Genomic DNA, 25611 nt, shown 5'->3' on the forward strand with positions numbered 1-25611 from the left:
TTCCCTCGATCAGGCGGCGAGATCGCTGATGGCGGTACACAACACCGTCAGCGCCTCGTCGAGTAGTTCGTCGCTGATCACCAGCGGCGGCAGCAGGCGGATGACATTGCCGAACGTGCCGCAGGTGAGGGTGATGACGCCCTGCTCGAGGCAGCGGGCGGCGACAGCGGCGGTGAAGGCGGCATCGGGTTCGGTGGTGCCGGGGCGGACGAACTCCAGCGCCAGCATGGCGCCCCGGCCGCGCACGTCGCCGATGGCCGGAACCTGCTGTGCCAGTTCATCGAAACGCGCCAGCGCGACCTCGCCGATATGGCGGGCGCGGGCGGGCAGATCATGGTCGCGAATGGCCTCGATGGCGGCCAGTGCCGCGGCGCAGGCCACCGGATTGCCGCCGTAGGTGCCGCCCAGACCGCCCGCGTGCACCGCGTCCAGCAGCTCCGCGCGGCCGGTGATGGCCGAGAGCGGCATACCGCCCGCAATGCCCTTGGCCATGGTGATGATGTCGGGGACCACGCCCTCGTGATCGCAGGCGAACCAGTCGCCGGTGCGGGCGAAGCCGGTCTGCACCTCATCGGCGATGAACACCACGCCATTGGCGCGCGCCCATTCGGCCAGGGCGGGCAGGAATCCCGGTGCGGGAACGATGAATCCGCCCTCGCCCTGGATCGGTTCGATGATCACGGCGGCGACCGAATCCGCGCCGATCTGCTTCTCGATCCGCGAGATCGCCTCGCGCGCCGCGGCGGCGCCGTCGAGTCCGCCGTCACGGAACGGGTAAGACATCGGCATCCGGTAGACCTCGGGGGCGAACGGGCCGAAATGCGCCTTGTACGGCATGGATTTCGCGGTCAGCGCCATGGTCAGGTTGGTGCGGCCGTGGTACGCGTGATCGAAGGCGACGACGGCGGTGCGGCCGGTGGCCAGGCGCGCCACCTTGATCGCGTTCTCCACCGCCTCGGCGCCGGAATTGAACAGCACGCTGCGCTTCTCGTGATCGCCCGGTGTCAGCTCCGCGAGCTGTTCGGCGACCTGGATGTAGGCCTCGTACGGGGTCACCATGAAACAGGTGTGCGCGAACTTCTCCACCTGGTCACGCACCGCCGCAACCACTTTCGGATGCGAGGCGCCGACATTGGTGACCGCGATGCCGGCGGCCAGATCGATGAGTGAATTGCCGTCCACGTCCACGATGACGCCGCCGTCCGCGTCCGCCGCGTACACGGGCACGGTCGAGCCGACACCGGCCGCGACGGCGGCCTTGCGCCGCAGCGCCAATTCCTGCGAGCGGGGGCCCGGCAGGGCGGTGTGCAGTTCCCGCCGCTGCGGGAGCCGGTAGCTGATCTCGGTCATGAAAGTCTTTCTGCGGAAGAGGGATTGGGGACGACTCGGAAATCAGTCGTGCGCGCTCATGACATGCTTGATGCGGGTGTAGTCCTCGACGCCGTAGGCGGACAGGTCCTTGCCGTAGCCGGAGCGCTTGAATCCGCCGTGCGGCATTTCCGCGACTAGCGGGATGTGGCAGTTGACCCACACCGCGCCGAAGTCCAGTGCGGCCGAAACGCGCTGCACCACACCGTGATCGCGGGTCCACACGCTGGAGGCGAGGCCGTAGACGACATCATTGGCCAGCCGGATCGCCTCGGCCTCGTCGGCGAAGGTCTGCACGGTGATGACCGGGCCGAAGATCTCCTCCTGCACGATCGGATCATCCTGGCGCACACCGGTGATCACGGTCGGGGCGAGATAGAAACCGGTATCGCCGATCCGGTTGCCGCCGGTGCGCACGGTGGCGTGCGGGGGGAGCGCGGCGAGTTTGCCGGTGACGGACTCGAAGTGGCGAATATTGTTCAGCGGGCCGTAGGCGGCATCCACATCGTCGGGCAGGCCCGGTCGCACCGATTGCGCCTTCTTGGTCAGGGCGTCGACAAAATCGTCGTGCACCGACTCGTGCACCAGCACCCGGGTCGCGGCGGTGCAGTCCTGGCCGCCATTGAAGAACGCGGCATCACCGATGCGGTCGGCGGCCAGCGCCAGATCCGCGTCCCCGAACACCACGACCGGGGCATTGCCGCCGAGTTCGAGATGCGCGCGCTTGACCTGCTCGGCCGCGGCGGTCGCCACCGCGATGCCCGCCCGCACCGAACCGGTGATGGCCACCATGTCCAGGTCCGGATGGCTCACCAGCGCGGCGCCACTGGCGGCATTGCCGAGCACGACATTGAGTACGCCGTCGGGCAGGATGCCCTTCGACAGCTCGGCCAGCAGCAGCGTGCTGCCCGGCGTGGTGTCACTCGGCTTGAGCACCACGGTGTTTCCGGTGGCCAGCGCCGGGCCGATCTTCCAGATCGCCATCATCAGCGGGTAATTCCACGGGGTCACCTGACCGATCACACCGACCGGTTCGCGGCGCACATACGAGGTGAATCCGGTCATGTACTCGCCGGCGGACTTGCCCTCCAGCAGGCGCGCGGCCCCCGCGAAGAAGCGCAGGTGATCGGCTCCGGTGGCCACCTCCTCGGAGGCGACCAGATGCTTGGGCTGACCGGTATTGCGGCACTGCGCCTCGACCAGCGCGTCGGAATGGGACTCCAGGGCGTCGGCCAGTTTCAGCAGTGCGGCCTGTCGCTGGCCGGGCGTGGCGGAACGCCAGGCCGGAAAGGCGCGCCGGGCGGCGGCCACGGCGGCGTCGATATCGGCGGCATCGGAGATCGGGCTGCGGCCGGTCACCGTCTCATCGACCGGGCTGATCAATTCGAACGACTCCGACGCGGTGGCGGCGACCGACCGGCCGTCGATGTAGTTGCGAAGCAGCTGCGTCGTCATGTGTGCGAGTTCTCCCTGGGGTTCCGGTATTGCTCGATTGCAAGTCAGTGTGCTGTGCGACACACCCCCGCGTCACCTGCCGGATCGGAGTGGCGGCAGAATCTAGTTTCGACGATTTGTCCAGTTTGCTGTAGGAGCGCTGTGAGTACGGGAATTCCGGTCCGGTGGGTGCTGTCCCAGCCCGAGCTGAATCTGGCGCTCAAGGGCGGCAGTGCCGGGCTCGGGCGCAATATCACGATGGCCCTCACCTCCGAGCTCACCGAACCGCAGCAGTGGCTCTCCGGCGGGGAGTTGGTGCTCACCACCGGTATGGGTTTGCCGCTCAGTGGCGCGGACCGGCTGCGCTATCTGACGGAACTCGACGCGGCCGGAGTCGCGGGCGTCGGATTCGGCGTCGGGCTCTCACACGAAACGGTACCGGCGGACCTGGTCGAGGCGGCCGATGCGCTCGGGCTGCCGCTGTTCGAGGTGCCGCTGCCGACACCGTTCGGGGCCATCACCAAGAAGGTCATGCAGCGGCTGGCCGAGCAGGAGTACGAGAAGGTGCTGCGGGCCTCTCGTGCTCAGCCGCGCATGACCCGGGCGGCCATCCAGGGCATGGGCGCGGTGATCAGGGAGCTGTCGGCGGCACTGTCTGCCACCGTGGTCGTCGCCGGCGCGGACGGTGCGATATCGGACTCGCATCCGGGCCGGGCCACGGCCGAGGTCGCCGAGCGGATCGGCGAATTCCTCAGCACTCGCGGCGACGGTGCGGGTAGCGGTGTCATTCACACGTCTTCGGGGCAAATCATTGCGCTGCAAGCCATTACGGCGGGGCAGACGGTGCACGGGCATCTGGCGGTGGTGACCTCCACGCCACTCAGCTCGGTCGATCAGGTACTGCTCGGACATGCCAGTTCGCTGCTGGCCCTGGACTTCGAAAAGCCCGCCCGGCTGCGAATCGCGCAGAACCACTTGAACTCTCAGGCCATCGCCATGCTGCTGGACGAGCCGGGCGATCTCGAAACGCTGTGGCGGCATCTGGCTCCGGCCGCCGATCGCTCCGGGCGGGTCCGTGCCCTGGTGCTGTGGTGTGAGTCGCCGGAGGCGGCGGTGCGGGTGACCGAAGCCGTTGATGAGCAGCTGCATCCGCACAACCGGCAACTGTTCGCGCGCATTTCGGGTGATCGGGTCGAGGTGTTGCTGCCCGGTTCCGATACCGAGGAGGCGGCCGAGCAGCTGCTGGCCGCCATGCCCGACGAGGTGCGCGCGACCATCCGGGCCGGGCTCAGTGCGCCACATCTGTTGCGGCGCTTCGCCACAGCCATAGAACATGCCGAATTGGCGTCCTCCGCCGCCCTGCCCGGCGGACGCCCGCTGGAACTCGCCTCGCTCGCCGGGCAGACTTTGCTGACGCTTCCGGAGGCCCAGCGGATGCTGAGCGCCATATCGGAGGCCATGCTCGCGCCGCTCGCGGATTACGACGAACGGCACGGCACCGATCTCATCGCCTCACTGCGCGCCTATCTAGAGGCGCACGGTCAGTGGGAGACCGCGGCCACCGCGCTGGGTGTGCACCGGCATACCCTGCGCAGCCGGGTCGCGAAGATTGAATCGGTGCTCGGGTGTCAGCTGGATGTGGCGCGGGTGCGCGCCGAACTGCTGCTGGCGATCATCGCCCGCCGCTGATCCCGGCTGCCGCGGCCAATTCCGCGTTCACCACACACAATCGGGCGATATCGGCGTGTGCGGAGCGGCGCAGCTGACCCACCAGGTCCAGGAGCCGGGCCGCGGACGGCGTGGCCCGCCAGGCGGTGACGAGGTCGTGCGCGGAGTCGCTCGGTGCGGCGTTCGCCAGTACCGCGGCCGCCAAAGCGTGCCAGCGGGACTGCAATTCGTCGGCTAGTACGGCGGCGGCCAGTGTTTCCCAATGGTCGCCGGTCGGCGTGGTCGCGAAAGTTGTTGCCAGCCAGTCGAGTCCGATGCACTCGCCGAGTTCCCGATAGGTCTGTGCGATCAGGGCGACCGGCAGGCCGGTGCGGCGGGCGGTATCGCTCAGCGGCAGCGCCTGTGCCAGCAGTTGCAGATTCGCCAGATCCCGGCCGGGGTGGCCGCCGGGGCGGGGGAGTACCGCGATCAGTTCGGCGACCACCGGGGCGTGCAGTGCGATCTCCGCCGACCAGGACGCGGCCGTGCGCTTGGCCAGCAACCATGCGGTGGACTGTTCGACGGCGTCCTGAATACCGTTGAGCACGCTCATCCGCAGCTGCGGCGTGACGCCGGGGAGCGCGAGCGCCTCGCGCCACCAGCGGTCGACGTCCAGCACGGTATCGACGACCGTGCAGGCCAGCACGATCTGTGCGGTGCCCGCGCCGAAACGCTCGTCCAGGCGGTGGATCATGCCGGGGCCGACACGATTGATCACCTGATTGGCCGCGGAGACGGCCACGATCTCACGAGCCACCGGATGCTCGCGCAACCGCTCACCCAGCAGGGTGCGGAAGTCCTCGGGGAAATAGCCGGCCAGGGTTCCCGCGACCACCGGATCGGTGAGGGCATCGGAGGCGAGGAGTTCCTCGCGGACCAGATTCTTGGCCATGGCCAGCAGTACCGCGATCTCCGGGCGGACCAGACCGGCTCCGGCCCGGCGTCGGGCGCTGAGTTCGGCCGGGGCGGGCAGGAACTCGACGGAACGATCGAGATCTGTTGCCTGCTCCAGGTTTTCGATCAATCGGCCGTGCCGGTCGATGAGGAAGGGTGCATGCGCCTCGGCCAGGCTGATGGCCAGTGCCTGGCGGTCGCAGTCGGCCAGGACCGCGCGTGCGACCGCATCGGCATTGGCGGCCAGCAGGCGATCGCGCTCCGGTTCGGACACCAGGCCCTCGGTCACCGCGGACGCCAGCGCGATCTTGAGGTTGACCTCGCGGTCGGAGGTGGCCACACCCGCGGCATTGTCGATGAAATCGGCGTTCACCTTGCCGCCCGCCCGCGCGAACTCGATCCGGGCACGCTGGGTGAGACCGAGATTGCCGCCCTCGCCGATCACCCTGCAGCGCAATCGATCCGCAGTCACCCGCACATCGTCATTGGTCGGATCCGCTACCTCGGAATCAAGTTCGCCGCTCGACCGCACATACGTGCCGATACCGCCGTTGAACAGCAGATCCACCTGTGCGCTCAGAATGGCCTGAATAACCTCGTGCGCAGGGAGGTTCGCTGCTTCGACGCCGAGCAGCCGGCGCGTCTGCGGGGACAGCGGAATCGATTTCGCCGAGCGTGGCCAGACGCCGCCGCCCTCGGAGATGACGGCGCGGTCGTAGTCGGCCCAGCTGCTGCGATCGAGTCCGGCCAGGCGGGCCCGCTCCCGGTGCGAGAGTTCGGGATCGGGATCGGGGTCGAGGAAGATGTGGCGGTGGTCGAAGGCCGCCACCAGCCGGATGCGGTCGGTCTCGAGCATGCCGTTGCCGAACACATCGCCTGACATATCGCCGATACCGGCCACGGTGAACGGCTGGGTGTCCGGGTCCACGCCGAGCTCGGCGAAATGCTGGCGAATCGAGCACCAGGCGCCGCGGGCGGTAATGCCCAGGGCCTTGTGGTCGTATCCGGTGGAGCCACCGGAGGCGAAGGCGTCGCCGAGCCAGAAGGCGCGGGCCATGGCAATGCTGTTGGCCAGATCGGAGAAGCGGGCGGTGCCCTTGTCCGCGGCGACCACCAGGTACGGGTCCGGATCGTCGTAGACGACGGTGTGCGCGGGCGGGACGACGGCGCCGTCCACAATATTGTCGGTGACATCGAGCAGGCCGCCGATGAAGGCCGTGTAGGCGTTCGCGACGGCCGCCGGATCGGTGTTCGGGCCGCGAACGACGAAGGCGCCCTTGGCTCCCATCGGGACGATCACCGAATTCTTCACCGTCTGGGTCTTCATCAGGCCCAGCACCTCGGTGCGGAAATCGTCGGCGCGATCGGACCAGCGCAGGCCGCCGCGCGCGATGACGCCGCCGCGCACATGGCTGCCCTCCACCTGCCGGGCGTGCACGAAGATCTCGCGATACGGCGTGATCGGGCCCGAGACCGACAGGCGGGACGGGTCGATCTTGAAGGCGGCTACCAGGCGGCTCGGCTGAAACCAATTGGTGCGCAACACCGCTGCGCAGAAGGTGTGCAGACCGCGCAGCAGCTGATCCTCGGGCAGCGTGGTCGCGGCTTCGAGTCGCCGGCGCGCCTCCGCATCCGCCGTATCGACATCACCGCCGCCGGACGGATCGAAGCGGGCACGGAACAGCTCCACGAATGCGCGCGCGAATTGTGCATGGACGGTGAGGATCTCGGTCATCGTCGGTCCGCCGAGTCGCAGTCCGGCCTGCCGCAGGTACCGGCAGGCGGCTCGGATCAGCAGGGCATCGCGCCAGGTCAGTCCGGCAGCGCCGATCAAGCCGATGAAACCGTCGATCTCCAGCACCCCGGTGGCCGCGGCCACGAAAGCCTCGGACAGCAGTTCGGCGGTCGGCTCGGTCAGCTCGAAAGCCGTGGGGCGGAAGGTGAATCGGTGCACGGTGTCCGCACCGTCGCTGTGCACATCGTGCGTGGTGACATGCAGGCCCAGGGCGGAGAAGATATCGATCAGCTCGGTCAGCGAGGCGGGCGCACCGCGCCAGATCAGCCGCGCTCCGGGCCGCCGCGCATCGATCGAATCGAATTCGAGCCGCGGGGCGGCGTCGATTCGATCCTCGTCCAGCGTGCCGATCGCTGCTCCGCGAAACATCTGCTCAACTCCCTGCGCGTCACCTGATGGGTCGGCAGCCAATCTGCCCTATGGAGACGCAGGACACAGTCGACAATCAGGCGCGCGGGGTGGGCGCCGGCACGCCGACTCGTCCATTGCCGGGGTCTCCAGCGCAGGTGGAGTCGGCGAACCGGCCGCTATCAGTCGCGATAGCGGCGATGGTCGACGGCGAATTCGTCGGCGACCGTGGCGGCCAGTTCGACGTATGCCCGCTTGGTTTCCTTCTGCAGGCGGGTCAGGTCGATCTCGGCGCCTTCGCCCAGGTGGGAGTCGTACGGGATGATATGCACTGCGCGGCAACGCGACAGGAAATAGTCGCGCAGCTGGTTGATGCCGACATTCGGGGCGCCCGGGCGCGGCAGGTTGATCACCACGACGGCATTGCGGACCAGATGGTCGTGGCCGTGCAGCGACAACCAGTCCAGGGTGGCGGCGGCGCTGCGCGCGCCGTCGATGGCCGAGGACGAGATCAGCACCAGGGAGTGCGCCAGATCCAGCACACCCGCCATGGCCGAATGCATCAGGCCCGTACCGCAATCGGTGAGGATGATGTTGTAGAAGCGCTGCAGGATGCGGGCCACATTGCGGTACTCGTCCTCGCTGAACGCCTCCGAGGCGGCCGGATCGCGCTCGCTCGCAAGCACTTCCAGCCGGCTCGAGGCCTGCGAGGTATGCCGCCGCACATCCGAGTAGCGCTCGATGCTCGGATCCAGCAGCAGATCCCGCACCGTCGACCGCGTCTGCAGCGGCACGCGCTGCGACAGCGTGCCGAAGTCCGGATTGGCATCCACCGCAATGACCCGGTCGCCGCGAATGGACGAGAAGATCGACCCCAGTCCCATGGTGGTCGTCGTCTTCCCGACACCACCCTTCAGCGACAACACCGCAATCCGGTAATCCCCGCGCACAGGCTGCCGAATCCGGGCCACCAACTCCTGCAGTCGCCGCTCCTCAGCCGACAACCCCGGATTGATGGCGCCACCCGACACATGGTGCACCGCCCGCCGCCACCCCGACCCGGGAGACTTCTTCGCCCGCCGCATCGGCACATCATCAAGCGAGGGCCCCTGCCCACCCAGCCCATACTGCACAGGCCCCGACGGCGGCGTGTACGCCCCCGGCTGCCCCGGTACGTGTGAACCAGGCTGCCCGGAGCCATAGCTCCCCGGCTGCCCATATGCCCCTGGTTGCCCGGACCCATAGACCCCGGGCTGCCCCTGGCCATACGCCCCCGGCTGTCCGGGCGCGCCCCAACCAGCCTGCAACGCTTGGCTATTGCCCGATTGCCCCGGCCCGCCGTCGGCGCCCGCATCAGCTTGCTGCCCATCCTGGCCCGACCCGCCGAACTCCGCTGGCGCGTTGCCACCGCCGGGCCGCACCTCGCCGCTCAGCGCGGGAATACCGCCGCCGATGGTGGGCGCACTGTGAATATTGTCGCCCGGCCCGGGCGGCCACGAATTCGGCTGTGGGACAGCCTGCCCCGGAGCATTGGGCGCCCCGTTCGCTTCCGACGCCGAGGACCCGGTGGGCACCGAGTCCGACTGTGGCCGCATCGAGGCGGCGCCCGACGAATCAGGTGAAGTGGCCGGAGGCTGCTGTGCCGCCGCACCATTCAGGTTCGAGCCGCCCGGCGCGCCGGTGCCCGGTGCGTACCGGCCCTGCGGCGCTTGGCCGGGCGGGACCTGACCGGGAGCCGCCTGCCATGGGTTCTGCTGTGGCGCACCAGGAGTCGCAGACTCAGGCGGGGTCTGGTTCCAAGCGTGCGCCGGAGAGTCGGCGGGTGATTGGGCGGCTGGGCAGTTCGGAGTGGACCCGATCGGCGCACCGGTGACTGGCGCGTACTGACCCTGCGGTGCTTGGCCGGGGTGGACCTGACCGGGAGCCGCCTGCCACGGGTTCTGTTGTGGCGCGCCGGGGGCCGGCTGCTGCGGCAGGACTTGGTTCCAGACAGGTGCGGACGGGCCGGAGGGCGGTTGCGTGCCGCCGGGGTTGCCGTGCTGGCCGGGGGCGTGCGGGGCTGACGGGCCGTGTGCGGCGGGGGCTTGGGAGGGTGGTGACATCCACTGCCAGCGGTCGCCGGATCCTTGGGGGGCAGGCTGTGGCGGAACGGAATTGGGGCCGGAGGAGCCGTGTGATTGACCGCTCCGCGGGCCGTACGGGCCGGGTTCCGCGGGGCCCGACGACGGAGCCTGTCCGGGGCCGGACGCTGGCGGTTGCCCGGGACCGGACGCTGGGAACTGTCCCGGACCGGTTGTGGGGGGCTGCACGGGGTTGGGCGTAGCGGGCTGTCCTGGACCGGAGGCCGGTGCTTCGGCCGTAGCTGACACGGGGCGTTGCGCCGTGCCGGGCGGGAAGGACTGTCCTGGTGCGGATGCCGGTGGTTGTGCCGGACCGGAGACAGGTGACTGTCCGGTGGCCGCTGCGGGTTGGTCCGGGCGGGGGGTTTTGGCGTGGTGATGTGGGGGGAGCGGTGCGTCCAGTGCCCGGTGGCGTCCGCTGTTGGGCGGCTGTCCCGGGACCGCGGGCGAATCTGCGGGTGCCGGGGAATTCGGCTGGGCGGGTTTGTGATCCGTGGCGGGTGCGCTGGTGCGGGCCTTGTCGGAGGACTTGGCGTCGGCTGTCCGGGGATCGCTGCGGGGTGCGGGGGGCTTGGCCGGTGTGCGCGAATCGTTTGTTGCTGGGGCAGCGGGGGCGTCGGTGATCGAGCCGACGCTCGGGTCGTGGAGGGGGTTGTGGGTGGCGCCGTGGGGCGGGGCGGAGGCGTGGCTGGGTGCGGGTTCGGCGCCGTGCGTGGATTCCGCTGTGCCCGAGTGGGTTTTGCGGTCGGGGGTGGAGCCGGGGGCGGGTGTCAGTGGGACTCGGACGGTCAGGTTCGCGGGGTCGGCGGCGGCGCTCGGGACGTGCGGAACGGGGCCGGTCGACGGCGCGAGAATGTCGTCAAGGGGGGTGCCGGGGAGCGGGAATGCCGGGGGCACACCGGTTCCGGGGAATTGCTGCGTCGGGGGTGCGGCTGAGCCGGGTCCGGCCTGGTCAAGGGACTGGGGCGGATCGACTGGGCCGTGCTGCGGTGGCGGCGGGAGGGTGGGGACACCGGGTGGGGGTGTCAGCGGGGCCGACTGCGGTCCCTGGGCGTGCGCGGGCGGCCCGGGGCGGGCGCCCTGCGGCGGCGCATCAGGGATGCGTGGTTTCGGCGGTGCGGACTCGCGCGGTCCGGGTGCGGTCGGCGGTGTCGGCGCATCGATGCGGACGGTGGCGCCCACGGGCTGCTGACCGGCCAGTGGAATCCGTTGCGGTGCATCGGGAATAGGTGGTCGCGAGGCGTCCGGCCCAGGGCCGGGGGGCGCCGGTGGCAGAGGCGTCGACGGCCGCGGCGGCACGAAGGTCGACGGCTGCTGCGCATTCTGCGGTGCGTCGGAGGCAGGCGGGTTGGCGAAGCGCGACCCGGAAGACGGCTGTGCGCCTTCGGCTCCTGGCGGCGGTGGCAGATCCGGGCGCTGAGTGGGCGGCGGCGGCAGATCCGGCCGCGGCCCCGGCGACGGCTGCTTGGGCGCAGATCCGGTGGTGGGGGCGAGGTTCGGCGCGGGGGCGGCCGCGGGCGCGGCGGACTGCGGGCTCGCCGGTGGGGTCGTAGGCGCGGGGGGAGTGCTGAAGCGTGACCCGGAATCCGTTGCGGGAGAGGGTGGCAGCAGATCCTGGCGGGTCGTGGGCTGAGCGGGCAGCGGTGCAGTCCCCGGCAGTGGTGTGTGGGGTGCAGGGGTGCTGGACAAAGGTGTGCCGGACAAAGGAGTGCCGGACTGCGGACTCTGGCCAGGCGGGGGGCTCTGCCGAGATGCGCCGGACTGCGGGCCCGGGCCGGGCTGGGGGCTCTGCGGATGTGCGCCGGACTGCGGGCCCGGGCCGGGCTGAGGGCTCTGCGGACGTGTGCCGGACGGCGAGTCCTGTTGATGGCCGTTGGCCGGCGCGCTGAACTGCGGGGCGGGGGGCTGCGGTGAGCGGCTCGGGAGGGGGGTTCGGGGGGCCGCGTCCGCGGTGGGGGGTTCCTCGGGGAGGGCGTCGGGGGTGGCGTCCTTGCGGGCCTTGCGGTTGCCGAAGAGGCGGCGGGACGACTTCTTCTCGGGGATGAGGTCGTCGTGCGGCAGGTTCTCGACGGGCGCTTCGTAACCGGCTTGGGAGACGTCGCTTTCGGACAGCCATGGTGGAAGCATGGGGAGGCCGTCGTTGTTGCGGCTCACATCAACCCCCGTGTCTGGAGCAGTCTTGCGGGACAGGCCGTAGTTTAGCGATCTCCCCCGGTGGCGTGCTCGGGCCTGGTGAGCCTCGCACCCCCTGATGCCCCGCGAGGGTGTTCTGGCCCACGTCGAGCAGGCCCTATTTGGCCGCTCCTGCGTGAACGGGTAGGCTAGGTCGGCGGTGCACCTACCTGCTGGCTGTGGCATGTCTCTACCAAGAAACATCCGTTGCTGCCAGCGAGTATGTCACCAGGTCGGCTGCAGTGCACCACTAACACGGTGCGCGAACAATTCCACAGGCCGAAAAGACGTTAAAGACGTGATGAGCTCGAACCAACCAGGTTCAGCCTAAAACGGGATCGCGGAGGATATGGCGAAGAAGGAAGGGGCCATCGAGGTCGAGGGCCGGGTTATCGAACCGCTGCCCAATGCGATGTTCCGGATTGAGCTGGAGAACGGTCACAAGGTTCTCGCGCACATCAGCGGCAAGATGCGGCAGCACTACATCCGCATTCTGCCCGAGGATCGCGTCGTCGTGGAGCTGTCGCCCTACGACTTGACTCGCGGCCGAATCGTCTACCGCTACAAGTGATTTCCCTCGGGGGACGCTAGATTTCCGGGGCCACGCGCTCCGGGTCTTCCCCGGCCATTTCCGGCCGGGGAAAAACTGTGTTCACGGCCAGTGAGCACACGGAACCAGATTGGATCTGACGTGAAGGTCAACCCCAGCGTCAAGCCGATCTGCGAGAAGTGCAAGGTGATCCGCCGTCACGGTCGGGTCATGGTGATCTGCGAGAACCTGCGCCACAAGCAGCGTCAGGGCTGATCCCGGTCTAGGCCGGATCACCGGAACTCCGCGAGGAGGGCCGGTCGCTCACCGCCAAGCACCGAACGCAGTTCGGATTTGGCAGTCATAAAGAAGTAACTCCCAGCGCCAGTCGCCGTTGTCGAGCCCTCCGGGGCGGACGGCGGCCTTCTCCCGGTACGGAGGCCGGGGCCCCACTACGAGGGGACGGCCAGGGAGCAGACCTCCGAAACCATTAAGGAAACTGCCACATGGCACGTCTGATGGGCGTTGATCTTCCGCGCGAAAAGCGCATGGAGATCGCGCTGACTTACATCTTCGGCATTGGCCGTACCCGTTCCAAGGAGATCTTGGAAGCGACCGGCGTCAGCGTCGATCTGCGCTCGAAGGATCTCACCGATGAGCAGCTCACGGTTCTCCGTGACTACATCGAACGCTCCGCTCTGAAGGTGGAAGGCGACCTGCGCCGCGAGGTTCAGGCCGACATCCGTCGCAAGATCGAGATCGGCTGCTACCAGGGCCTGCGTCACCGTCGTGGCCTGCCCGTTCGTGGCCAGCGGACCAAGACCAATGCCCGCACGCGCAAGGGTCCGAAGAAGACCGTCGCCGGCAAGAAGAAGTAGGGATAGCGCATGCCTCCGAAGACCCGGACTTCAGGTCCGAAGAAGACTCAGAAGTCGCGTCGCCGGGATAAGAAGAACGTCCCGCACGGCCACGCGCACATCAAGAGCACGTTCAACAACACCATCGTGTCGATCACCGACCCGGCCGGCAACGTCATCTCCTGGGCGTCCTCGGGCCACGTCGGTTTCAAGGGCTCGCGTAAGTCGACCCCGTTCGCCGCGCAGCTTGCCGCCGAGAACGCTGCCCGCAAGGCGCAGGAGCACGGCGTCAAGAAGGTCGATGTCTTCGTGAAGGGCCCGGGTTCGGGCCGCGAGACCGCGATCCGTTCCCTCCAGGCCGCCGGCCTCGAGGTCGGCACGATCTCCGATGTCACCCCGCAGCCGCACAACGGCTGCCGTCCGCCCAAGCGGCGTCGCGTCTAAGCGGGAAGGAAAAGGTACAGAACAATGGCTCGTTATACAGGCCCCATCACCCGCAAGTCGCGTCGCCTTCGTGTTGACCTCGTTGGAGGCGACCAGGCGTTCGAGCGTCGTCCTTACCCGCCCGGCCAGCACGGCCGCGCGCGGATCAAGGAATCCGAATACCTCATGCAGCTGCAGGAGAAGCAGAAGGCTCGCTTCTCGTACGGCGTCATGGAGAAGCAGTTCCGCAAGTACTACGAAGAGGCGAACCGCCAGAAGGGCAAGACCGGCGACAACCTGCTGCGTCTGCTCGAGACCCGTCTGGACAACGTCGTGTACCGCGCCGGTCTGGCCCGTACCCGTCGTGCGGCTCGCCAGCTGGTCAGCCACGGCCACTTCATCGTGAACGGCCAGAAGGTCGACGTCCCCAGCTTCCAGGTTTCTCAGTACGACATCATCGATGTCAAGGAGAAGTCGCTGTCGACGCTGCCCTTCCAGGTTGCTCGCGAAACCGTCGGCGATCGCAAGGCTCCGGGTTGGCTGCAGGTCGTTCCCGGCCGTCTTCGCATTCTGGTGCACCAGCTCCCCGAGCGTGCGCAGATCGATGTTCCGCTCCAGGAACAGCTGATCGTCGAGTTCTACTCGAAGTAATGAGGTGCGCGTAAGCGCATCGCTGGTTGCGCTCTGAATTATTCAGGGCGGCAACAGTTTCCAGTCGTGAGCGTCAAATAGCGGACGCTCGAAGGAGGAGAAATCCATGCTGATTTCACAGCGACCGACACTGACCGAAGAGGTTGTGTCCGAGAACCGGTCGCGGTTCACCATCGAACCGCTGGAGCCGGGCTTCGGTTACACCCTCGGCAACTCGCTGCGCCGCACGCTGCTTTCCTCGATCCCGGGTGCTGCTGTCACGAGCATCCGCATCGACGGCGTGCTGCACGAGTTCACCACGGTTCCGGGCGTGAAGGAAGATGTCACCGACATCATCCTGAACCTCAAGGGCCTGGTTGTGTCGTCCGAAGAGGACGAGCCGGTCACCATGTACGTCCGCAAGCAGGGCCCGGGCACCGTCACCGGTGGGGACATCGTTCCCCCGGCCGGCGTGACCGTGCACAACCCGGACATGCAGATCGCGACCCTGAACGATAAGGGCAAGCTGGAGATCGAGCTCGTTGTCGAGCGCGGTCGCGGCTACGTTCCTGCCGTGCAGAACAAGGCGTCGGGTGCGGAAATCGGCCGGATTCCGGTGGATTCGATCTACTCGCCGGTTCTCAAGGTGACCTACAAGGTCGAGGCGACTCGTGTCGAGCAGCGCACCGACTTCGACCGGCTCATCCTGGATGTCGAGACCAAGAACTCGATCTCCGCACGGGATGCGCTGGCGTCGGCGGGTAAGACTCTGGTCGAACTGTTCGGTCTCGCTCGCGAGCTGAACATCGAGGCCGAGGGCATCGAGATCGGCCCGAGCCCGGCCGAGGCGGACCACATCGCCTCGTTCGGTCTGCCGATCGAGGACCTGGATCTGACCGTGCGGTCCTACAACTGCCTCAAGCGCGAGGGTGTTCACACCGTCGGCGAGCTGGTTGCCCGCACCGAGTCCGATCTGCTGGATATCCGTAACTTCGGCCAGAAGTCCATCGACGAGGTCAAGGTCAAGCTGCATTCGCTTGGTCTGTCCCTCAAGGACTCCCCGGCCTCCTTCGATCCGTCCTCCGTCGTCGGTTACGACGCGGCGAGCGGCACCTGGAGCGACAGCGGTTCGTTCAGCGACACCGACAGCGGCGAGCAGGACTACGCCGAGACCGAACAGCTTTAGGCCGTATGGGGCGGGCGCCCCGAACGGTCTTAGACACAGGAGATTCCAATGCCCAAGCCCAAGAAGGGTGCTCGCTTCGGCGGGTCGGCGTCGCACCAGAAGGCGATCTTCGCCAATCTGGCGACGGCGCTCTTCGAGCACGGTCGCATCACGACCACCGAGTCCAAGGCCAAGGCGCTGCGCCCCTACGCCGAGAAGCTTGTCACCAAGGCGAAGGCCGGCACTCTTGCCGACCGTCGCGAGGTGATGAAGGTGATCCGCTCCAAGGACGTCGTGCACGAGCTTTTCGCGAACATCGGACCTGCGTTCGAGGGTCGCGAGGGTGGCTACACCCGGATCATCAAGACCATCCCGCGCAAGGGTGACAATGCTCCGATGGCGATCATCGAGCTGGTCCGCGAGAAGACCGTGACCAACGAGGCCGATCGGGCCCGTCGTGTCGCCGCTTCGCAGCAGGCCGTCGCCGCCGAGGCCCCGGCCGAGGTTGTCGAAGACGCTCCGGCCGAGGTCGTTGCCGACGCTCCGGTCGAGGCTGCTGCCGAGGAGAAGAAGGAAGACTAAGTCTTCCATCGGATTCCATGAGGAAGCCCGCCGTCCCCTCCGGGTCGGCGGGCTTCACTCATGTTAACCAGGAGATCGCTGTGACCGTGGAGGATCAGACGCCGGAGCCGGTTTCGGTTCGGGTACGGCTGGACATCAGCTACGACGGCACCGACTTCACCGGCTGGGCCCGCCAGCCCGGCCTGCGCACCGTGCAGGGCGTGCTGGAGGAGGCGCTGAGCAAGGTGCGGCGCGAGCCCATCGTGCTGACCGTGGCCGGGCGCACCGATGCGGGTGTGCACGCCCAGGGCCAGGTCGCGCATTTCGATACGCACGGCGAGCTGGACGCCCCGCGGCTGCTGCACCGCCTGGCGCGGTTCCTGCCGAAGGATGTGCGGGTGACCGGGATTCGCCCGGTGCCGCCGGAATTCGACGCGCGGTTCTCGGCCATTCGCCGCCACTACGCCTATCGCCTCACCACCGCCCCGTACGGTGCGGAACCACTGCAGACCCGCCACGTGGCGCCCGCGCGCCCAGGCGTCGATCTGGAGGCCATGCGGGCCGCTTCTCGAAAGCTCTTGGGGCTGCACGATTTCGCGGCCTTCTGCCGCCGCCGTGAAGGCGCCACCACCATTCGCGAACTCCAGCGTTTCGACTGGGAGCGGGAGGGCGATCTGCTCACCGCGTATGTCAGTGCGGACGCCTTCTGCTGGTCCATGGTGCGCAGTCTGGTCGGCGCGGTGCTGGCGGTCGGGGAGGGCCGGCGCACACCGGAGTGGGTTGGCGGGCTACTGAACGAGCGTGAGCGCGTGAGCGCCGTCGCGGTCGCGCCCGCGCATGGGCTGAGCCTCATCGCCGTGGACTATCCGGTGGATTCGGAGCTTGCCGCTCGCAATATGGCGACCCGCGAAATGCGTACTGTGCCCGATCCGACCGGATGCTGCGGCGACTGACGCGAATTCGCTTATCGTGGAGGGTGATTCGTTGACTCGGACACCTTTCGGGTCGCAGTTGTTTTGCGGCCGCAGAAACCCCTCGTCGTGAATCCTCAAGTCCGCCGTGAAGATTCGTATTGCAGGTTGCGATCATCGAAAGTTGGACGATGTGAAGGGATTTCGACTTCACACACCGCCGATAGTGCGACAATCGGCCAATGACCGGCGGCTCTGAGCCCGCAGTGGTGGAGGTGCAGTCCACACCCGAAGTCTCCGAGAAGGAGACCTTCGAGCAGTGGGAGGCTGCGGTGGCACAGGCCTATGTGCCGCTCGTGGTCACCCCGGTGCGGACGGGGGAGTTCAAGGCCCGCATTGTGCAGTCCCGCTTCGACGATATGGACGTTTCCACCCTGACCGCGAGCGGGCAGCACATCACGCGGGTTCCGCGGCTCATCCAGGAGCCGGACGAACCGATTCTGTTCGCCACCGTGACCACGCACGGGCACGGCTGGCTGGAGCAGGACGGCCGGGTGGGGGTGATGGCGGACCTCGGGCTCATGCTCTACGTGAGTTCGCGTCCGTTCACCGCTCATTTCGAGCAGACCTGGGGTGTGGTCGCGGTGCAGGTGCCGCTGGCTCAGGTGGTGGGCGCCTCCGGGGTGGCCTCGGATCAGTTGCCGACCGCGGTGCGCTTTCCGCCGGAGGGCGCGGCCGGCATTGTCGGCCGATTCTTCTGCGGGCTGGCGCAATTGCAGCAGACCTCGCCGGATCAGGCGGCGGTGCTGGCCCGGCACGGCACCGGGCTGCTCGCCTCGGTGGTGCAGCTGGCGGTGGGGGACACCCCGCACGATGAGCCGGGGCAGGCGCTGACCAAACAGGCTGCGCTGGCATATATCCAGCGACACTTCGCCGACCCGGGGCTCACGGTGGACCATGTGGCGAATGCCTGTGCGGTATCGCGGCGCACGCTGTACCGGCTGTTCGAGAACGGGGAGGACGGTGTGGCCGCCATGCTGCGGCGCACCCGGATCGAGCGCGCACTCGCGCTGATCCGGACAGATCCGACAAGACCGCTGCTCTCGATCTCGCGTGCCGCGGGATTCGTCTCGGAGCGGCAGTTCTATCGCGCCTTCAAGCGGGAGATGGGCATGACACCAGGGGAATTCCGCACGGTGCACGCGTGATGCGCACGCCGCGAAGCGGATTGTGCGCGATGTGGTGTCAAACCCACCTGACGTGAATAGTCAGTGATCTGGCACGAGTGGGCAGTCACGTCGTGGCTAACGATGTGAATACTTGGGGGAGCATCCGGTTCGCGCTGATCGCTCGTGCCCGGGGCGCCACTCGATTGTGCTCCGGGTGATGCGCCGTGTGCATGTCAGCGCTCCACATCCCTGTGCGTGTTTGTCGTCGATGATGCCGACCGACCGGGTCATGCGATGCGGAGACGCCGCCCGGTCGTCAGTCGAGCCGCCGACGACCGGGTAGGCGGACTGTCCGGAATACCGCCAACTAGTCCGTTTCGCCTGTTTCAAACGGATGCAAATTCGTTTGCTGGGGCCTTCGGGGTGGGATGATGCTGAAGTGGGTAACGCGGCAACCGCCAGCGCCGCCGAAGTCTGCTCCAGTTCGGACACTTCGGCTCGTCAGGCGTTCGAGCAGTGGGAGGCGATCGTCGGCGATGCCGTGCTGCCCTCGACGATCGAGCCGCTGGCCCAGGGACATTGGCACGGCAAGGTCAGTACCACGCAGTTCGATCGCTCCAGCTTCACGCTCATGTCCGCCAGTGCGCAGCGCCTCTTTCGCACCAGACGCCAGATCGAGCAGGCCAGCGCCGAATTCCTGCTGGTGAACATTGTGGTGAAGGGCGAGAACCGAACCGAGCAGAACGGCCGGATCGCCGACAGCCCCGCCGGTTCCATCGCATTCTTCGACAGCGCCCGCCCGATCGAGAGCCTGACCACCGAGAACTCGGTGTCCGCCATCGTGCGCGCGCCCATGCATCTGGTGCTCGAGCACGCGGGTCTGGTGCGTGACGAACTTCCGATAGCCACGCCGATGCCGACCACGGGTGCGCTCGGTGTGGTGGCGGGCTTCTTCCGCGGCCTGGCCGAACTGCCGCCCGATGAGACGAATCAGGCCGCGACGGTACTGGATTCGGAGATTGCGGGCATGCTCTCCTCCGCGGTGCTGCTGGCGACCGGGCGCACCTCGCCCGCCCCCTCGGATTCGCTGTACACGCGTCAGCAGGTGCTGGCGTACCTCCGTCGCCGGTTCACCGATCCGGAGCTCACCGTGGACGAGGTGGCGCATGCCTGCCTGGTCTCGCGCCGCACCCTGTATCGGCTGTGCGAAGGCTTCGGCGGTCCCGCGGCGCTGGTTCGCCGTATGCGGGTCGAGCATGCGCGCCGGCTGCTGCGCGCCGATCTCAACCGGCCGCTCGCGGCCGTTGCCGCGGCTTCCGGATTCGCCACGGACCGGCACTTCTATCGCGCGTTCCGGGAGGAAACCGGGCAGACGCCAGGGCAATTCCGCGCCCAATTGGACCCAGGCACACCAGGTCGGTAGCTCGGCACGGGATGTCGCTGCACCCGGCAGTCGTTCGGCGAAGGGTGATGGCACAGATCATCCCCATCGTGTCGAAGGGAGCCGAGGTGCCGACAAAGGTGCGCGTAGCTGCCGTACAGGCCGAACCGCGCTGGCTGGACCTGCGCGCGGGGGTTGAGCAGGCCATCGAACTCATCGAGACGGCGGCGGCCGGCGGTGCGCAACTGGTGGCCTTCCCGGAGACCTTTCTGCCCGGCTATCCGTGGTGGTTGTGGCTGGATTCGGTCAGCTGGGGTCAGGGGTTCTTCGCCCGATACCGGACCAATTCGATGACGGTGGGCCGCACCGAGTTCCGGCGCATCGCCGACGCCGCGCGCAGACATCGGATACACGTGCTGCTGGGCTTCAGCGAGCGCTGCGGCAGTGCGCTGTACATGTCGCAGTGCCTCATCGACGATCGCGGTGTGCTGGCGGGTGTGCGCCGCAAGCCCGAGCTGACGCCGTTGGAGCACCACATCTTTCGCTCCGGTGAGGTGACGGAGCCGTACGTGTTCCGCACCGATATCGGCCGCATCGGCGTGCAGGGCGGCTCCGAGCAACTGCACCTGCCCGCGCGCCAGGAATTGGAACGCACGGGCGCACAGGTGCATATCGTCTCGTGGCCGGGTTTCATCATCGCGCGGGATGTGGACTGGGGTGTGCGGGTGAACAATGCAGCCACGCTCTGGTATGCGGTGGTGGGCAATCTCAATGTGATCGCCGCCTGTTCGGTTATGGATGTGGCGGGCAGTGAAAGTCGCCGTGGCGGTGCGGAACCCGCGAAACAGCTGGTGCGGGGCCCCGGTGGGCACTCGCGCATTTACGCGCCCGGGGGAGAAGAGCTGGCGGCTCCGCTGAGTGGGCACGAGGAGGGCATCCTGTACGCGGATCTCGAACTCGAGCTCAGTTGCGAGTCCGCCGCATAGCGGTGTGCCGATTGTGATTCGCGGCTATTGGCCCGCTGTTCCGGAATCTGACACACTGCCCGGTATTCGGCCGGTCAGCGGCCGCCGATGGTTGTCGAGGGATGGGGAGTGGATAGGTCTGCGGAGGTCAATCGGATCGAGGTGCGATCCGGAGTGGAAGCGTCGGCGGTGGAGGCTTTCGAGCGCTGGGAAGCGCATGTGAGTGCGGCCTATGTGCCACTTGCGGTTTCGCCGACTCCGACCGGACTCTTTCGTGGCCATATCGAGCATGCGCGATATGGCGATCTCGATCTGACGGTGGTCGGATCGACCCCGCAGGTGATACAGCGGACCGGTCAGCTGATAGCGCGGGCCGAGGACGAGTTCTTGCTCGCGAGTATTCCGCTCGCGGGCACCGCGCGGTTGCATCAGGATGAACGGGTCGCCGAAGTCGGTCCCGGCGGGATCGTGTTCTACGACACCTCTCGGCCCTATCACTGGGAATTCGACCAGGAGTGGGAACAGGTCGTGCTACAGGTCCCGATGAGCAAGCTCCGCGAGAGATACGGAGTGATCGGTACCGAAGTGCCGACGGCCACCAGCTTTTCGGGTGAAAGCTCGGCCGGAATCGTGGCGCAATTCTTCCGCGGTGTCGCGCGATTGCAGCACACCGATCCCGGTGGCGCGGCGTTGCTCGCCGAGCCCGGTGTGGACCTGCTGGCCGCGGCGGTGGTCGCGGCCTCGGGCGGTGTGGCCAGGGACCAGTCGGCCGATGCCCTGAATCGTCAGCGGGTGCTCGCGTTCATGCGCGACAACTGCGCCGATCCGGATCTCGGAGTTGATCGAATCGCCGAGGGTTGCCGAATGTCGAGGCGTACCTTGTATCGCGTGTTCGGTGAGTTCGAAGGCGGTCCGGGAGCGGTGTTGCGCCGCATGAGAATCGAACGTGCCTGCGAGTTGTTGCGCACCGCACCGCAGTTGCCGCTGTCCGCGGTGGCACGCGATTCGGGTTTCCTCACCGAGCGTAGTTTCTACCGATCCTTCCGCACGGAAATGGGGACAACACCGGGCGCATTCCGTACATTGGTTTGAACTGTTTATTGGTATGAACATCGCAGTGGCATGGAAGGTCGGTAATCCGGCACAGGTAGCCATGGTGCCGTTGTAGGCCATTCGAAAGCATGACCTTCCATGAAGGAAGTCGGATGAGGAATACGGTGCGAGTCGCTGCGGTCCAAGCCGAGCCGAAATGGCTGCGGTTGTCCGAAGGTGTCGAGCATGTCGTTGAACTGATCGGCGCAGCGGCTGCGGGTGGAGCGCGCCTGGTCGCATTCCCGGAGACCTTCCTCCCGGGCTATCCGTGGTGGCGCTGGGTGGAATCCAATCAGTGGAACGTCGAGTACTCGACTCGGTGCCGCGAAAATTCGATGATTCGCGATGGCGCGGAAATGCGCCGAATCACCGCCGCCGCACGGGACTACGGCGTCCAGGTGGTGCTGGGATTCGGGGAACGGCAGGATCGCCGAATCTATATGGCACAGGCCGTCATAGATGAAATGGGTCAGCTGATTTCGGTGCGGCGAAAAGCCGGACTCAACAGTGTCGAGCGCAAGGTATTCGCTTCGGGCACACCGAATCTCCCGACCGTGCATCACAGCATCATCGGCAAGGTCGGTGCGCTGACCGGACAGGAGAATCAGCGCCCGCTGCTCACCCGCGCACTGCGTGCGGACGAGGAGCAGATCCACGTGGCGGCCTGGCCGGGCGGTCTGAACGGTGAAGCGCCGGGACCGGATTCGAGTGTCACCGTGAGCCGTATGTACGCGCTGGAGGCGGGTGCGTATGTGGTCGCGCCCTGTGTGGTGGTCGCCGATGCGGCCTGGGCGGGCCGGGGCGGCGCCCCGGTGGTCACGCGCAGCGGCCGGGCGCGGATCTACGGGGCCGACGGCACCGATGTCGTCACACCGCTCGATGAGGGCGCGGAGGGCATTCTGTTCGCCGATCTGGAGCTGGATACCACCCGCACCGGGGATTCGGAATCGGATCTCACACTGCAGCACCGGCTTCGGAAGGGCGGTCAGCAGGCGCCCCGGGCCACGCGCGCCGGTTCCGCGCGCCGGCTGGGCGCCGAACGCTGGGCCGTGCCGCTCACGCTCGGGCAGTATCCGGGCGATACCGCCGCCTGCTGAGGGTCAGGAGCGCACGAGACGCGCGATGGCGTCGGTGGCTTCCTTGATCTTGGCCTCGGCCTCCGGGCCGCCCGCGATGGCCGCGTCGACCACGCAGTGGCTGATGTGATCCTCCAGCAGGCCCATGGCGACGGCCTGCAGGGCCTTGGTCATGGCGGAGACCTGGGTCAGGATGTCGATGCAGTACTTTTCCTCTTCGACCATGCGCTGCAGGCCGCGGGACTGACCCTCGATCCGGCGCAGGCGCTTGAGGTAGTCGTCCTTGGCGGTGATGTAGCCGTGCGTCGAGTGGTCATGGGCCGACGGCTCGGCGTGGTCGGGTGCCGACGGCTCGGTGGTGGTGGTCTCTTCGTTGGTCACCGTCGATTTCCTCACTCCCGGCGTCAATACCCCCCTAGGGTACAGGGCCGGGCCTGGTAGCACCACTCATGCGCGCATGCGCAAGAATTGCGGCATGAGTTCGGATCCTCGGGCCACGCTGGCCATTATCGGCGGCAGCGGGTTCTACGACTTCTTCGGTGACGATGCGACCACGGTGGAGGTCGACACCCCCTTCGGCGCGCCGAGCGCGCCCATCACCATCGGCGAGGTGGAGGGGCGTTCCGTGGCCTTCCTGCCGCGACACGGGCGCAAGCACGAGTTCTCGCCGCATACGGTGCCCTACCGGGCCAATATGTGGGCGCTGCGCTCGCTCGGCGTGCGCCGCATCTTCGGGCCCTGCGCGGTCGGCAGCCTGCGCGCCGACTGGGGTCCGGGCACCGTGGCCGTGCCGGACCAGCTGGTCGATCGCACCTCCGGACGGGATCAGACCTTCTTCGACGCGGGTGGCGTGCATGTCTCGTTCGCCGACCCGTACTGCGCGGAACTGCGCACCGCCGCCATTTCGGCCGCCGGCGCCGAACTGCCGCTCAAAGATCACGGCACCATGGTCGTGGTGCAGGGCCCGCGCTTCTCCACGCGCGCCGAGAGCCAGTGGTTCGCCGGTCTGGGCTGGGAGCTGGTCAATATGACCGGGCATCCCGAGGCCGTGCTCGCCCGTGAGCTCGAAATGTGCTACTCCGCAATCGCTCTCGTCACCGATCTGGATGCCGGGGTGGAATCCGGGCACGGGGTCAGCGCCATCGATGTCTTCGCCGAATTCGAGCGAAACCTGGTGCCGTTCAAGGCGCTGGTGCGCCGGGCCGTCGCCGCCGTCGAGGGCGACGACACCTGCGCGGATTGCAGCGTGCACTCCGGCACCGGTGTCCAGTTGCCGTTCGAACTGCCGTAGTTCCGACCCTGCTGACGTAGGCCCGGTCCGATCTTCCCAGGTCGGACCGGGCCTACGTATATCTCCCGGTCGCGTATCCGCGCCGGTCGCCTACGCTGGAAGCCATGAGCGAAGGCGGACCGCAGGCCGACCGGATGCGAGTACTGCTGACCGGTGCGGCCGGGTATATCGGCTCCCATGTGCACCGCGCCCTGCTCGTCGCGGGCCATGAGGTCATTGCCGTGGATGCCATGCTCGAAGCCGTGCACGGGACGAATGTCACTGCGCCCGAGCGGGTTTCCCTCGTAGATATTCGCAATCCGGATGCCTTGGAGCCGCTGCTGCGCGGTGTGGACGTGGTCTGTCATCTGGCCGCCGCGGTCCCGGTCGTGGATCTGTCGGTGCTGCGGTCCGGAGCGGGGAGCAGTGCGCCCGGTCGCGCCTCCACGCCGCCGGCCGCCGAGCATGACGAGCCCGGCGGTGTCGATTCGGGACCGGTTCGGCCGCTCGGGGGTGACGGCGACCGCCCGGAGTCCGGCCCCGGATCGGAGGGGGCACACGAATTCGGCCACTCCGGTGGGCGCGGGCGGGCGGGTTCCGGGCGGCGCGAGGATGTCGGGCACGGGGCCGGGCCGTGTGTGCGGGCGCCGGTGGGGGAGGCAGGGCACGGGGCCGCGCGGCCGGGGCCGCTGGAGATGCAGCAGGCCGCCCTGTACGCCACGCACAATGACGCGGGGACGGCGATCCTGCTCGCGGCCATGGAGCGTGCCGGGGTGCGGCGGCTGGTGCTGGCATCGTCGGTGGCCGTGTACGGCGAGGGACGGTATCGGGCGGGGCGGGGCGGGCCGTTCTTTCCCGGATTGCGGCGACGAGCGGATCTGGATCGGGGGCTGTTCGATCATCGGGCGCCGCGCACGGGTGATCTGCTGACCTGGGAACCGCTGGGCGAGGATGCGCCGCTGCGGCCCCGGAGCGCTTATGCGGCAAGCAAAGTGGCGCAGGAGCACTATGCGCTGGCGTGGGTCGCGAGTACCGGATCGGCGGCGACGGTGCTGCGGTATCACCATGTGTACGGGGAGTCGGTGGGTGCGCGGCGAATTCGGTCGGCGGAATCGGCTGTGGCGGCGCGGTTTCGGGCGGAGCTGCTGGCCGGGCGGGCGCCGCAGGTTTTCGAGGACGGCGGGCAGGTCCGGGATTTTGTGCATATGCGCGATATCGCCGCGGCGACCGTGGCCGCCGTCGAGCGCCGGCTGGCGGGGTTCGTGCCGCTGAATATTGCCTCGGGGCGGCCGCTCACGCTGTGGGAGGTGGCCGCCACCATGTCGAAGGCGCTCAACGGTCCGTCACCCATTGTGACCGGGCAGTATCGGATCACCGATATCCGGCATCTGGTCGCCGATCCCGAACGTGCCCGCCACGCACTGGATTTCACCGCCCGCACGGCCCCGGCAGCCGGCCTCGCCGCCTACGCCACCAGCTCCGCCGACCGCCTCTGAAGCCAACACCCCACAGCCGAACCGCGCCTCGCAGTCACCGCTGACGGCGCGACCTCTCCAGCCGAGGCCGAAGACTGCTGCGGGCACATTGCGCAGCCCGTTTACTCATGGCGCAGCCCCCGCAGGGGCTGTATGCCGAGGACGCGCGCTGTGTGATGCGCATGGGGTGTGTGCGGGCACATCGCGCAGCCCGGCCCGGTATCGCGCAGCCCGCTTTCGCGTCGCGCAGTGGTTATGCGGACTGTTCG

21 protein-coding genes are annotated in these 25611 nt (G+C 67.8%); 16 read left to right on the forward strand and 5 right to left on the reverse strand.

Features of this window, described 5'->3' with window-relative positions; all coding sequences use genetic code 11:
- Nucleotides 1-9: 9 nt before the first annotated feature.
- Nucleotides 10-1350 carry a 4-aminobutyrate--2-oxoglutarate transaminase gene (gene gabT, locus OG326_RS06930; protein ID WP_327143777.1) on the reverse strand — a complete coding sequence of 447 codons (1341 nt, stop codon included), beginning with the start codon at nucleotides 1348-1350 and terminating at the stop codon, nucleotides 10-12.
- Nucleotides 1351-1392: 42 nt separating this feature from the next.
- On the reverse strand, nucleotides 1393-2823 hold the full coding sequence (locus OG326_RS06935; protein WP_327143778.1) for an aminobutyraldehyde dehydrogenase: 1431 nt from the start codon (nucleotides 2821-2823) through the stop codon (nucleotides 1393-1395).
- A gap of 141 nt (nucleotides 2824-2964) precedes the next feature.
- On the opposite strand from OG326_RS06935, the gene OG326_RS06940 reads away from it, so the two are divergent.
- Nucleotides 2965-4491: a PucR family transcriptional regulator gene (locus OG326_RS06940; protein WP_327143779.1), complete on the forward strand. Its 1527-nt coding sequence runs from the start codon at nucleotides 2965-2967 to the stop codon at nucleotides 4489-4491.
- Here the strand turns inward: OG326_RS06940 and OG326_RS06945 are convergent.
- Nucleotides 4475-7567 (reverse strand): NAD-glutamate dehydrogenase domain-containing protein, encoded by a 3093-nt coding sequence (locus OG326_RS06945; RefSeq protein ID WP_327143780.1) that lies wholly within the window; start codon nucleotides 7565-7567, stop codon nucleotides 4475-4477. The two genes, OG326_RS06940 and OG326_RS06945, sit on opposite strands and share 17 nt — an antisense overlap.
- A gap of 161 nt (nucleotides 7568-7728) precedes the next feature.
- Nucleotides 7729-11820 carry a nucleotide-binding protein gene (locus OG326_RS06950; protein ID WP_327143781.1) on the reverse strand — a complete coding sequence of 1364 codons (4092 nt, stop codon included), beginning with the start codon at nucleotides 11818-11820 and terminating at the stop codon, nucleotides 7729-7731.
- 367 nt (nucleotides 11821-12187) lie between these two features.
- Here OG326_RS06950 and infA point away from each other — a divergent pair, with 367 nt between their 5' ends.
- From infA to OG326_RS07015, 13 genes are all read left to right on the forward strand, one after another.
- Nucleotides 12188-12409, forward strand: a complete 222-nt coding sequence (gene infA, locus OG326_RS06955; RefSeq protein WP_040804562.1) for a translation initiation factor IF-1 — start codon at nucleotides 12188-12190, stop codon at nucleotides 12407-12409.
- A gap of 120 nt (nucleotides 12410-12529) precedes the next feature.
- Nucleotides 12530-12643, forward strand: coding sequence for a 50S ribosomal protein L36 (gene rpmJ, locus OG326_RS06960; RefSeq protein ID WP_067561702.1), 114 nt, complete (start codon nucleotides 12530-12532; stop codon nucleotides 12641-12643).
- Nucleotides 12644-12873: 230 nt separating this feature from the next.
- The gene (gene rpsM / locus OG326_RS06965) at nucleotides 12874-13245 is read left to right on the forward strand and encodes a 30S ribosomal protein S13 (RefSeq protein ID WP_327143782.1); all 372 of its coding nucleotides are present in this window, start codon (nucleotides 12874-12876) and stop codon (nucleotides 13243-13245) included.
- Nucleotides 13246-13254: 9 nt separating this feature from the next.
- Nucleotides 13255-13668, forward strand: a complete 414-nt coding sequence (gene rpsK / locus OG326_RS06970; RefSeq protein ID WP_327143783.1) for a 30S ribosomal protein S11 — start codon at nucleotides 13255-13257, stop codon at nucleotides 13666-13668.
- 24 nt (nucleotides 13669-13692) lie between these two features.
- Complete coding sequence (rpsD, locus tag OG326_RS06975) at nucleotides 13693-14298, forward strand: 30S ribosomal protein S4 (RefSeq protein ID WP_327143784.1); 606 nt, start codon at nucleotides 13693-13695, stop codon at nucleotides 14296-14298.
- Between the two features lie 106 nt (nucleotides 14299-14404).
- Nucleotides 14405-15463 (forward strand): DNA-directed RNA polymerase subunit alpha, encoded by a 1059-nt coding sequence (locus OG326_RS06980; RefSeq protein ID WP_297621177.1) that lies wholly within the window; start codon nucleotides 14405-14407, stop codon nucleotides 15461-15463.
- 48 nt (nucleotides 15464-15511) lie between these two features.
- Nucleotides 15512-16024: a 50S ribosomal protein L17 gene (gene rplQ, locus OG326_RS06985; protein ID WP_327143785.1), complete on the forward strand. Its 513-nt coding sequence runs from the start codon at nucleotides 15512-15514 to the stop codon at nucleotides 16022-16024.
- A gap of 80 nt (nucleotides 16025-16104) precedes the next feature.
- The gene (gene truA, locus OG326_RS06990; RefSeq protein ID WP_327143786.1) at nucleotides 16105-16956 is read left to right on the forward strand and encodes a tRNA pseudouridine(38-40) synthase TruA; all 852 of its coding nucleotides are present in this window, start codon (nucleotides 16105-16107) and stop codon (nucleotides 16954-16956) included.
- Between the two features lie 200 nt (nucleotides 16957-17156).
- Nucleotides 17157-18122: a helix-turn-helix domain-containing protein gene (locus tag OG326_RS06995; RefSeq protein ID WP_327143787.1), complete on the forward strand. Its 966-nt coding sequence runs from the start codon at nucleotides 17157-17159 to the stop codon at nucleotides 18120-18122.
- A 400-nt stretch (nucleotides 18123-18522) separates the two neighbouring features.
- Entirely contained in the window at nucleotides 18523-19506 is a 984-nt protein-coding gene (locus OG326_RS07000) for an AraC family transcriptional regulator (protein WP_327143788.1), read from the forward strand.
- A 68-nt stretch (nucleotides 19507-19574) separates the two neighbouring features.
- Entirely contained in the window at nucleotides 19575-20450 is an 876-nt protein-coding gene (locus OG326_RS07005; protein ID WP_327143789.1) for a nitrilase-related carbon-nitrogen hydrolase, read from the forward strand.
- A 108-nt stretch (nucleotides 20451-20558) separates the two neighbouring features.
- On the forward strand, nucleotides 20559-21521 hold the full coding sequence (locus OG326_RS07010; RefSeq protein ID WP_327143790.1) for a helix-turn-helix domain-containing protein: 963 nt from the start codon (nucleotides 20559-20561) through the stop codon (nucleotides 21519-21521).
- Between the two features lie 113 nt (nucleotides 21522-21634).
- On the forward strand, nucleotides 21635-22618 hold the full coding sequence (locus OG326_RS07015; protein ID WP_327143791.1) for a nitrilase-related carbon-nitrogen hydrolase: 984 nt from the start codon (nucleotides 21635-21637) through the stop codon (nucleotides 22616-22618).
- 3 nt (nucleotides 22619-22621) lie between these two features.
- Here OG326_RS07015 and OG326_RS07020 read toward each other — a convergent pair whose 3' ends face one another.
- Nucleotides 22622-22978, reverse strand: coding sequence for a metal-sensitive transcriptional regulator (locus OG326_RS07020; protein WP_442790924.1), 357 nt, complete (start codon nucleotides 22976-22978; stop codon nucleotides 22622-22624).
- A gap of 94 nt (nucleotides 22979-23072) precedes the next feature.
- Here OG326_RS07020 and OG326_RS07025 point away from each other — a divergent pair, with 94 nt between their 5' ends.
- Both OG326_RS07025 and OG326_RS07030 read left to right on the forward strand, forming a co-directional pair.
- A complete protein-coding gene (locus OG326_RS07025) occupies nucleotides 23073-23888 on the forward strand; it encodes an S-methyl-5'-thioadenosine phosphorylase (RefSeq protein WP_327143792.1) in 816 nt (271 codons plus the stop codon).
- A gap of 104 nt (nucleotides 23889-23992) precedes the next feature.
- Nucleotides 23993-25363: an NAD-dependent epimerase/dehydratase family protein gene (locus tag OG326_RS07030; RefSeq protein WP_442790925.1), complete on the forward strand. Its 1371-nt coding sequence runs from the start codon at nucleotides 23993-23995 to the stop codon at nucleotides 25361-25363.
- Nucleotides 25364-25611 lie beyond the last annotated feature (248 nt).

Source organism: Nocardia sp. NBC_01327 (assembly GCF_035958815.1).
Taxonomy (GTDB): Bacteria; Actinomycetota; Actinomycetes; order Mycobacteriales; family Mycobacteriaceae; genus Nocardia.